Genomic DNA, 10,235 nt, shown 5'->3' with positions numbered 1-10,235 from the left:
GTCTGACGCGCGATGGCATCGGCCAACCAACGGCCTGAAACGCATTAGATTCGAAAGCTTCACATACTCTGAGGCGCGCAGCCCGCAGGGCGGAGCCTCGAAGGACATGCCGCAGCGCTCCTCCTTGCATCAATGTCGCCGCCACGCCGAACACCCTTCGATGCCCCTCAGGATGCGGCTCTCCTGAGTGCTCGCGCAATGACCGGAACGCACCCCACCTTGGGATTCGCAAGACGGCATCGGCTCGAAAAAGCCAAGATTGCCGGCCATCTCATGAGATGAATCACGGGGGATATCGATAAAATGCAGCAGAGCGGCGTGCCCTATTTCAGCCAATGGGAAACACCCGGCATGACGCTACCGGTGCTTGCCGAGGGATCGCAGGCCCTGCTTGGCGATCCGCTCTGGCATCAATCGGGGGCGGCGACGATCGAGGAATATGCGCGCTGGGCGGTGAACATCTGCGGCATGGCCTGCCTGAAGATGATCCTTGCCGCCCGCGGCGAGGTCCATCCGACTCTCGAGCTTGCCCGCGCCTGCACTCGTTATGGCGGTTATGTCGTCAATGAGATCGATGCCTCGATCAAGGGGCTGATCTATGCGCCCTTCGTCCGCTTCGTCGCCGACCATTTCGGGCTCGGCGCCGAGACGATGACCAATGTCGAGGCATCGGCCATTCCGGAGCTTTTGTCGAAGCGCCGCTTCTTCATCGCATCGGTGCATTCGGGCATTCGCTGGCCGGAGCGCGCGCCGCCGTCGAAGGGCGGGCATCTGGTGCTGGTGACGGCCGCCAGCGAGGAAACGATCCGCTTCCACAATCCCTCCGGCCACGACGCGGCGAGCCAGGCCGATGTCACCCTGCCGCTTGCCGTCTTCGACCGCTTCTTCGCCAATCGCGGCATCTCGGTCAGTGCCTGACCTTTTCAACACCAGATCGTTTCGGAGGCTTTCATGACCCCTTCCCCAAACCGGCTGCGCATTGCCGTGCTCTTCGGCGGCCGCTCGGCCGAGCACGACGTCTCCGTGCTCTCGGCAACCAATGTCATAGGCGCGCTCAAGCCCGAGAAATACGACGCCATCCCCATCTTCATCACCAAAGAGGGACAATGGCTGCTGAGCAGTTTTGAGGGGGGCATGCTGGCGACACCTTCGTCAGGAACGGAAATCTGCCTCGTGCCGGGCGGACGGGGCCGGATGCTGGCGATGCCGGCCCATGGCGCGCCGCATGAGCTGGCAAGGATTGACATCCTGTTTCCCGTGCTGCACGGCCCGCATGGCGAAGACGGCTCCGTCCAGGGTGTGGCGGAGGTGGCCCGCGTTCCGCTCGCCGGCTGCGGCATCCTCGGCTCCGCCGCAGCACTCGACAAGGACATCGCCAAACGCCTGCTGAAGGCCGCGGGCCTGCCGGTGGCGCGTGCGGTGACGATCCATGAGGGCACAGCCCCTTCGCTGACAGTCCTCGAAGCCGAGCTCGGCCTGCCGCTTTTCATCAAGCCGGCGCGGCAGGGCTCGTCGGTCGGCGTCGCCAAGGTCCATGCCAGCCAGGAATTCGCGCCCGCCCTTGCTGAGGCCTTCCGCCATGATCGCATCCTGCTTGCCGAGGAATTCGTGCGCGGCCGCGAGATCGAATTCAGCGTGCTGGAAGATGCGGCGGGAGAACTCTTCGTCTCCCGGCCGGGCGAGATCGTGCCGGCGGAAAGCCACGGCTTCTACAGTTACGATGCCAAATATATCGACGAGAAGGGAGCGGCGCTGAAAGTCCCGGCCGAACTGCCGCAAGAGGTCGAGGCGGCCATGCGCGACGTGGCCGCCAGAGCCTTCCGGGCCGTCGGCTGCGACGGCATGGCCCGCGTCGATTTCTTTCTGACAGATGACATGCGGTTCCTCGTCAATGAAATCAACACCATCCCCGGCTTCACCGATATCAGCATGTATTCCAAAGCGATGGCGGCAAGCGGCGTCGGCTACGCCGAGATCATCGACAGGTTGGTGGACCACGGACTGGCACGCGCCGACCGGGCCGGCTGAAGGGACGGCGCGTTCAGCGCCTCCTAAAGACGCACCACTGGAAGGATTGTCGGCCGCCGCCGGGTGTTGCGTGCTCCTCGCGCCAGTCGTGCTCCAGCGTGAAGGCGGGCGAGAAGTCCGCCGCGAGGGCGGCCGCGTCATAACGTTGGACCGGCAAGCCGCTGCATCGCTCCGGCCCGTCCGGCGCGAAGGTCGCGATGATTACGAAGCCACCCGGCGCCGTGCCGATTTCGAGCGCACGGCGATAGGCCAGCCGCTGCTCGGGCTCGGTGAGGAAGTGAAAGACGGCGCGGTCGTGCCACACATCGTAATGGCGATCCGGTCTCCAAACGGTGACATCTTCCACCACCCAAGCAACCCGGATGGCATCCTCCCGCAGCCGCGCCTTGGCGACCTCGAGCGCCGGCGCGGCGATGTCGAGAACGGTGAGATCGGACCACCCGCGCTCGACAAGCCGGTCGACAAGGCTCGATGCGCCACCACCCACATCGATCAGCGAGGTCGTGGCCGGCAGTTGCAGCTCGTCAAGCGCTCGCAAGGAGAGCCCTGGCGTCGGCTGATACCAACTGACGCTATCGGCAGCCTTCGTACGGTAGACATCTTCCCAGTGTTCCCGCTTCGCGCCTGACATCCGATATCACCATCTGTTGCAAAGCCCGATTGCCGAGCCGATCAACATATAAGAACTGAGACGCCTGCAACCAATCGCACGGCGCCACCGACCATGTTCTGCGCTTCAGAAAGCCAGGTGACGGTAGACGAGATCCTTGGGATCGTCTCGGGCTGCTGCGGGATCAAGGCGTGCGCCCAGCCGCTCCGCAACGGCAACGGATGCGGCATTGCCGGGCGCGATGTAGCTGACGAGCGACGGCAGCTTGAGCGTCACAAAGGCCCAGTCGCGCAGCGCCGAGGCCGCTTCGGTGGCATAGCCCTTGCCCTCATATTCCGCATAGACGAACCAGCCGAGCTCCTTCTCAGGAAAGAGCGGTCCGTGATTGATCCCCACCTGACCGACGCATTCGCCGGTCTCGCCAAGCTCGATCATCAGCGCTCCATGCCCGAAAAGCTGCCACAGGGCGATGTCGTGACAGAACATCCCCCACGCCGCACGCAGGTCGAACGATCCGCCCATTCCGACCGATCGCGGCGACGCCATCAGTTGCGCATAAGCGGCGAAATCGTCGATATCAGGCATGCGAAGCCTGAGGTGCTCAGTTCCAATGGTCATCGCGCCCGTTTCGAACATGTCGTCGCCTTCCCTGTCAGCTCGGCTTTTGAGTTTCGGCCGTTGGACGGACTATTCTAGCGTTCAAATGCCGAGGCGAATTGCAACGTCCCGCTTGGCGGCGACCCGCGAAACACAATCCGCTGCACCAGCCGTGTATCGATGTCGAGATACTTGAGTTGCCCGTCGCTGCTGAACCCGACGCGGCTATAGATATCGGGATTGCCGATTAGCGCGCATCCGCTGGCGCCCATCTCCTGCAACAGTTCGAGCCCCCTGGCAATCAGCGCTTTACCGATCCCCTGCCGCTGTCTTTCCGGCTTGACGGATATCGGCCCCAGCCCGAACCAGCCATCATGTGCGCCGTCGATCGTCACCGGCGAAAACGCGACATGCCCCAGGATCTCGCCGTTCTGCTCTGCCATCAGCGATATCGTCAGATCGCCTGCCGCGCGCAGCTTCCTGACTATCTCCGCTTCCGTACCGTCGCTGTAGGACATCGGCTTGAACGCGGTCGAGGTCAGATCATGGATCGCGTCGATATCATCAGGCGTTTCGTGTCGGATCAGCATCTCGGTCAATTCCTCGGCCACGTTGTCGCTTGCAAACAATGTCTTATTCCATTGAAGCGAAGTACCGTAGATCCCAAGCGAAGATTGCTGGTGATAGCATGAGGCAGCAACCACGAAAAAGCCCGGCGCGACGGCCGGGCTCTTCCTTGATCTCTTCTCGGCGAACCTCAGAAGGTTGACGCGCCGCTGCCCCAGGGGCCGTGGTGGAATTCCTTGCCATCCAGGCGGTCGAAGCCGTGGGCGCCGAAGAAGTCGCGCTGGGCCTGGATGAGGTTTGCCGTTCCCCTGCCCTGGCGATAGGCGTCGAAATAGGTCAGCGCCGAGGTCAGCGCCGGCACCGGCAGGCCGGCGGCAATCGCCGCAGCGACGACGCGGCGGAGTGCCGGGATCGATTCCTTGACCATCTCGGAGAAGGCGGGCGTGACGATCAGGTTGGCAGCGTCCGGAGCCTTGGTGAAGGCCGAGGTGATCTCGTCGAGGAACTGCGAGCGGATGATGCAGCCGGCGCGCCAGATACGGGCGATCGTCGGCATCGGCAGCGACCAGTTGAACTCGCGCGAGGCTTCCGCCATCACCGCGAAGCCCTGTGCATAGGCGCCGATCTTGGCGGCAAACAGCGCCAGTTCCAGATCCTTGTTGAGTTCGGGACCGTAGGCGATCGGGAAGGACACGGCCTGGGCGCCGAAGATCTTTTCGGCGGCTTCGCGCTCAGACTTCATCGAGGAGAGGCTGCGGGCAGCGACTGCGGCTTCGATCGCCGTTGCCGGAATGCCCATATTCTGCGCCTCGATCGCCGACCACTTGCCGGTGCCCTTCTGGCCTGCCTTGTCGAGGATCATGTCGACCATCGGCCCGCCGGAAACCGGATCGTTGGCGGCAAGCACCTTCTCGGAGATCTCGATCAGGTAGGAGTTCAGCCGGCCCTTGTTCCACTCGCCGAAGATGCCGGAGATGTCGGAGGCGCTCTTGCCGAGACCGTCGCGCAGGATGCCGTAGATTTCGGCGATCATCTGCATGTCGGCATATTCGATGCCGTTGTGGATGGTCTTGACGAAATGGCCGGCACCGTCATTGCCGAGCCAGGCGACGCAGGGCTCGTCATTGTAGCGGGCGGCAATCGAGGTCAACACCTTCTCGACGCGCTTCCAGGATTCCTCGGTGCCGCCGACCATGATCGACGGGCCGTGACGCGCACCTTCCTCGCCGCCGGATACACCCATGCCGATAAAGGTGAGATCGGTATTCTTCAGGCGGTCGAAGCGGGCGACGGTGTCGCGGAAATTGGCGTTGCCGGCGTCGATCATGATGTCGCCCTTGGAGAGATGCGGGCGCAGCGCCTCCATCTGCTGGTCGACGGCGTCACCCGCCTTGATCATGATAATGATCGGGCGCGGGGGCCGGATCGCATCGACGAATTCTTCGATGGTCTTGCAGGGAATGATCTGCTTCTTCAGATCGCCGGCGCTCTCGTAGAATTCGTCGGTTTTCTCCGGCGTGCGGTTGAACACCGCGATTTTATTGCCTTTCTCCGCGATGTTGAGCGCCAGGTTGGAGCCCATGACCGCAAGGCCGATCAGTCCGATTTCTGCCTTTTCCACGACAAACCTCCGATGTGTCATTTGGATCGGTGTTGTGGCACTGTCTCGGTCAAACGGCAAGTCTGCCAAGGGTCTAATCGGTTCGCAAAAGCCAATGAAATGAGGCTTGCATCGCCGACTTGTCCGACAACCGGCCGGCGGCAAGCTGATCGGCAGGCAGCAAGTTTTCACCCGACCTGCCCTAAATACCCTATCTGATGTTATCATCGGCGTTTCGGGAGATATCGCATTGGCAACGGAAAGACGGAAAGATACGGCACTGCTGGCGGCCCGCGCCGGCCGCTACCGCGAGTATGCGCCGCCACCGCCGCTCAGACGCCATTTCAGCCGGCTCTGGTCGCATGCGCTGCATGACGGACCGCCGGCAATGGTGGCGATCGTGCCGGACGGCTATTGCGACCTCCTCTTGATCGGCGGCCGGCTGGTCGTCGCCGGTCCCGACAGGACGGCGGCCTTTCCCGTTCTCCAGCCTGCCGCGACCGTCATCGGCGCACGTTTTGCGCCGGGGGCCGCGGCACCCTGGCTGAAGACGCCGCTCTCGGCGCTGGTCGGCTGTTCGGTACCACTCGGCGACATCGGCCGGAAGGACACGGCCGAATTCGAGGCGCGGCTTGGTGATTGTCCCGATCCTTCGGCAGCCATGGCGCTGTTTGGCCGCCTGCTCGAAAAAGCCACCGGCGATGAGGCAGAACCCGCCCGTGACGCCGCCGTGATCTTCGCCGCCGCCGATAGCGCTCGCCCGGCGTCCGGTCTGCTCGATCGGCTCGGCATGAGCGAAAGGCAGCTGCGCCGCCGCTGCCACCACCATTTCGGCTATGGCGCCAAGACGTTGGAACGCATCCGCCGGTTCCAGCGTTTCCTCGACCTCTGCCGCAGGCCGGAGACGATGCCGCTTGCCCGGCTTGCACTCGAAGCGGGCTTTGCCGACCAGCCCCATATGACGCGCGAGGTGGGTGAACTGTCGACGCTGACGCCCGCCGCCATTCTTGGCCAGCTCGGCATACGAGAAAGGCCTGACTGACCGTTTTGTTCAAGACGCTGCCGGGCGGTTTGTTATTCTGCCGAAACCAAATGCCAAGGACCTGCAAGCCATGTCGACAATGCCCGCGAAAATCATCCACCTGTCGATTGAGCGCGACTGGCGCGACGTCTATGAGTTTGCCGGCAAGCCGGAGAATATGCCGCTCTGGGCCTCCGGCCTCGCGACCGGCCTCGAGGCTCACGGTGCCGACTGGATCGCTCACGGCGCTCTTGGCAGCGTCAAGGTGAGCTTCGTGCCAGCCAATGAATTCGGCGTGATCGACCATACGGTGACGATCGAATCCGGTCTCAGGGTCTATAATGCGCTGCGCATCGTGCCGAACGGCGATGGCTGCGAGGTCATGTTCACGCTGTTGCGCCTGCCCGGCATGACCGACGCGCAATTTGCCGCCGATGCCGCCCATGTCGAGAAGGATCTCGCCATGCTGAAAGCCCTGATGGAGAGATAGATGGCCGACAAATCAGAAAACCACGACCGCCGCATCGATTATGTCGAATTCAACGTCGCCGACATCGCCGCCGCCAAAGCCTTTTACGGCTCGGCCTTCGGCTGGCGTTTCACCGATTACGGCCCGAACTATTGCGAATTCGACGATGGCCGGCTGAAGGGCGGATTCACCGATTTCGGCCCCGTACGGCCGGGCGGCCCGCTTGTCGTCGTCTATGCCAAGGATCTGGAAGAGGTGCTGACCTCGGTCGAAAGGGCCGGCGGCACGATCTGCCGGCCGATCACCGATTTTCCCGGCGGCCGCCGCTTCCACTTCCTCGACCGCGACGGTTACGAACTGGCCGTCTGGGCGACCGCCTGAGGCAGCCGATGATCAGGCTGCCGAAGGCAGCCGATCGGATCAGCCAGCCTGCGGCTGCTGATCGATATCTCCCATGACGATCAGCGCGCCGATCACCGTGCCGCCTGCGTCGCGCAGCGGCGACATGCGACAGCGCACCTGCCGCGATCCGGCGCTGCCGGCCGAGCGCTCATAGGTGTAGTCGATCTGGCCGCCGGCAAAACAGGTGTCGAGCTTGTGCTTGGCGCATTCGGCAAACCGCTCCTCGCCGATGAATTCGGAAAGATGACGGCCGATCAGCTCCATCGGCTTTTTGTTGAGATGGGCGTTGTTGGCCGGATTGGAATAGAGGTAGCGGTAATCCCTTGTCAGCACCGCGACCCGATCCGGCATGCTGTCAAGGATCACCGCGTTGAGGAACTGGCCGTTATCGGTATCCGGTACATAGGCCGCCGGCGGCTCGATGCGCACGTCCTGCGGCGAAGGCACGCGCCAGTCCGGCCCATGCGTCCCGAAATAACGGTCGAGCAGGAAGGAAAGCACCGTCGTGTGCTCGGTGACGCTGGCGCTGTCGTCGGCGTCCTGGCCGATGAGATACGTCACAAACTGCAGTTGCATGTAGACTTCGAGCAGATTGACCGCCCGGTGGGCGAGGATGGCCTCGACCAGTGGCTCGACATGGCGGTCGAGCGCCGTGACGCGCTGATCGTCGCCGAGGCGTATGGCGTCCTCGATTTGCGTACAACGCAAGGAAAAAGCTCGAAAAAGCTCCAACAAGACGCCTCCAACTCCCATTGTCCCAAGAGACGAGTCCGAAACCTGACCTGGCTACACCTCTAAAATGCGCCCTGCAGTAGACATTATTCGCGCCTTAGTGGTGACGGGTAACATGAAGTGTTCCCGGTTTCAATCCGACAGGACCTGCCGCTTTTCACCGCTGATAAATGAGGGTGGACCTTTTTCATTTGGAACAGGTTCCAGATTCCAGCCCCGACGCGACTCCCTTACTAAGGCGCGAGCGTCTGCTTGATTTGCCAGCGATCGTGATACCAGAGCCACTGTTCCGGATATTCCCGCACCCAGCTTTCCACCTTGTCGTTGAGTAGCTGAGCGGCCGCCGGCAGGTCGAGATTGCCCTTGGCGTCGCGCGGTATATCCAGCCGCGGCTCGATTTCCAGCCGGTAGCGATTTCCGGGCAGCCGGATGCAGCGCGCCGGATAGACCTCGCAATCGAACTGGCGCACCAGCTTCGGCAACAGCGGATTGGTCTTGACCTCGCGTCCGAAGAAGGTGCCCTTCAGCCCCTTGCGGAATTTCTGGTCGACGAGCACGCCCACGCCCTGGCCTGCTTCCAGCTGCCGGGCGAGCGCGAAGGAGGAGCCGGCATGCGAGGGGACCAGCTTGCCCATGCGCGCGCTCCTGAAGTCGAACACCTTCTTGGCGACATAAGGATTGTTCGGCGGCCGGAAGAGCACGGTCACATGAAGCCCGAAGGCAGCGCCCGCCACCGGCAACAGTTCGAAGTTGGCGGTATGGCCGGTGAAAACGATGAAGGGCCGCGGATTGTCACGCAGGTCGAGAAAGACAGGGATGCCCGACACCTCCACCCTGCCCGGCTCCAACTTTTCGGGATCGAAATCGAACAACTGGTCGAGGAAGACATATTCGGCGGCCAGCCGACCCATATTGCCCCAGCTGCCGAGTGCGATCTCCTCGATCTCAGCCTCGCTCTTCTCGGGGAAGGCGTTGCGCAGATTCGTCAGCATCAGCCTGTGGCGGCGGGTCCGCCGGCCGAGGCGGCGCATCAGCCTGTCGGCGAAGCGGATCGCGCCATCGGCCGGAAACAGCTTCAGCACATTCAGGAAACCGAACATCACCTGCGCCAACAGCCATTGCTGGAAATTCCTCAGCGCCAGAACGATTCGGGTGATGAAGAGCTTCACGCGGTCAATCCATCTTCAGGATGATCTTGCCGAAGATCTGGCGCGATTCCATCCGTTCCAATGCCCGGTCGATATCGCTGAAGCTGACCTCGGTGTCGATGACGGGATGGACGAGTCCACGGCCCATTTTCTGCATCGCATCCGCCATGTTCTCCATGCGGCAGCCGAAGGAGCCGAAGAGCTTCAATTGCTGCTGAAACAGCATCATCAGGTTCATCTCGGTGGAAACACCCGAGGTCGAGCCGCAGGTGACGAGCCGCCCGCCGCGCTTCATGCAGAGCATCGAGCCTGCCCAGGTGTCCTTGCCGACATGTTCGAAGACGACGTCGACACCCTTCTTCTTGGTGAGCTTGCGCACCACGCCCTCGAAGCGGTCGGTGCGGTAGTTGATGACGTGATCGGCGCCGAGCGCCTTGGCCTTTTCGATCTTGTCGTCGGAACCGACCGTGGTGATGACGGTGCAGCCGATCTTCTTGGCAAGCTGGATCGCCGCCGTGCCGATGCCGGAGCCGCCGGCATGGACGAGGATCGTCTCGCCGGGTTCGAGCTTGGCATTGTCGAACAACATATGTTCGACCGTGCCGAAGGTGACCGGCGCCAGCGCCGCACCGATTGCGTCGACGCCGGGAGGCGCGGGAACGAGCAGCCGCGAGGGAAGGTTGACCTTCTCCTGCGCGAAACCGTCGAGATGGAAACCGTGCACGCCGGAGACATGTTCGCAGAGATTATCGCGGCCTTCGCGGCAGGGGCGGCAGAGGCCGCAGGTGCGTGCGCCGTAGATCGAGACCAACTGGCCCGGCAGCACGTTGGCGACGCCCGGCCCGATCGCTTCCACGACGCCGGAAGCCTCTGCACCAATAACGAGCGGCATCTTGCGCTTGGCGAATGCCATGCCGCGCCAGCCCCAGACGTCGATATGGTTGAGCGCCACTGCCTTGACACGCAGCGTCACCTCGCCTGCGCCAGGGGCGTCGGGTTCCGGCAGGTCGGTAATCTCAAGCTTGCGGTCGTCGATCAGTTGCAAAGCGCGCATGGCAAAA

12 protein-coding genes are annotated in these 10,235 nt (G+C 62.8%); 5 read left to right on the top strand and 7 right to left on the bottom strand.

Annotation, left to right across the window (positions count from 1 at the left end; all coding sequences use genetic code 11):
- Positions 1-303 precede the first annotated feature (303 nt).
- Entirely contained in the window at positions 304-918 is a 615-nt protein-coding gene (locus CO667_RS15575) for a C39 family peptidase (protein WP_097619203.1), read from the top strand.
- A 33-nt stretch (positions 919-951) separates the two neighbouring features.
- Positions 952-2,028 carry a D-alanine--D-alanine ligase family protein gene (locus CO667_RS15570; RefSeq protein WP_097619202.1) on the top strand — a complete coding sequence of 359 codons (1,077 nt, stop codon included), beginning with the start codon at positions 952-954 and terminating at the stop codon, positions 2,026-2,028.
- A gap of 13 nt (positions 2,029-2,041) precedes the next feature.
- On the opposite strand, the gene CO667_RS15565 is transcribed toward CO667_RS15570, so the two are convergent.
- From CO667_RS15565 to gndA, 4 genes are all read right to left on the bottom strand, one after another.
- Entirely contained in the window at positions 2,042-2,659 is a 618-nt protein-coding gene (locus CO667_RS15565) for a class I SAM-dependent methyltransferase (protein WP_097619201.1), read from the bottom strand.
- Between the two features lie 105 nt (positions 2,660-2,764).
- Entirely contained in the window at positions 2,765-3,274 is a 510-nt protein-coding gene (locus CO667_RS15560) for a GNAT family N-acetyltransferase (RefSeq protein ID WP_097619200.1), read from the bottom strand.
- Between the two features lie 56 nt (positions 3,275-3,330).
- Positions 3,331-3,825, bottom strand: a complete 495-nt coding sequence (locus CO667_RS15555) for an N-acetyltransferase (protein ID WP_097619225.1) — start codon at positions 3,823-3,825, stop codon at positions 3,331-3,333.
- Positions 3,826-3,992: 167 nt separating this feature from the next.
- Entirely contained in the window at positions 3,993-5,444 is a 1,452-nt protein-coding gene (gene gndA / locus CO667_RS15550; protein ID WP_179874151.1) for an NADP-dependent phosphogluconate dehydrogenase, read from the bottom strand.
- A 208-nt stretch (positions 5,445-5,652) separates the two neighbouring features.
- Between gndA and CO667_RS15545 the strand changes: the two genes are divergently transcribed.
- From CO667_RS15545 to CO667_RS15535, 3 genes are all read left to right on the top strand, one after another.
- Positions 5,653-6,444: a helix-turn-helix domain-containing protein gene (locus CO667_RS15545; RefSeq protein WP_097619198.1), complete on the top strand. Its 792-nt coding sequence runs from the start codon at positions 5,653-5,655 to the stop codon at positions 6,442-6,444.
- Between the two features lie 70 nt (positions 6,445-6,514).
- A complete protein-coding gene (locus CO667_RS15540) occupies positions 6,515-6,913 on the top strand; it encodes a polyketide cyclase (protein ID WP_097619197.1) in 399 nt (132 codons plus the stop codon).
- A complete protein-coding gene (locus CO667_RS15535) occupies positions 6,914-7,273 on the top strand; it encodes a VOC family protein (RefSeq protein ID WP_097619196.1) in 360 nt (119 codons plus the stop codon).
- A gap of 39 nt (positions 7,274-7,312) precedes the next feature.
- On the opposite strand, the gene CO667_RS15530 is transcribed toward CO667_RS15535, so the two are convergent.
- The 3 genes from CO667_RS15530 to CO667_RS15520 form a co-directional block, all read right to left on the bottom strand.
- Positions 7,313-8,029 (bottom strand): PAS domain-containing protein, encoded by a 717-nt coding sequence (locus CO667_RS15530; RefSeq protein WP_097619195.1) that lies wholly within the window; start codon positions 8,027-8,029, stop codon positions 7,313-7,315.
- Positions 8,030-8,259: 230 nt separating this feature from the next.
- The gene (locus CO667_RS15525) at positions 8,260-9,195 is read right to left on the bottom strand and encodes a lipid A biosynthesis lauroyl acyltransferase (RefSeq protein ID WP_097619194.1); all 936 of its coding nucleotides are present in this window, start codon (positions 9,193-9,195) and stop codon (positions 8,260-8,262) included.
- Between the two features lie 4 nt (positions 9,196-9,199).
- Positions 9,200-10,228, bottom strand: a complete 1,029-nt coding sequence (locus CO667_RS15520) for a zinc-binding dehydrogenase (RefSeq protein ID WP_097619193.1) — start codon at positions 10,226-10,228, stop codon at positions 9,200-9,202.
- Positions 10,229-10,235: the final 7 nt, after the last annotated feature.

It is taken from the genome of Rhizobium sp. L43 (assembly GCF_002531725.1).
GTDB lineage: Bacteria > Pseudomonadota > Alphaproteobacteria > Rhizobiales > Rhizobiaceae > Rhizobium.
This window is presented reverse-complemented; position numbering and strand designations above follow the sequence as displayed.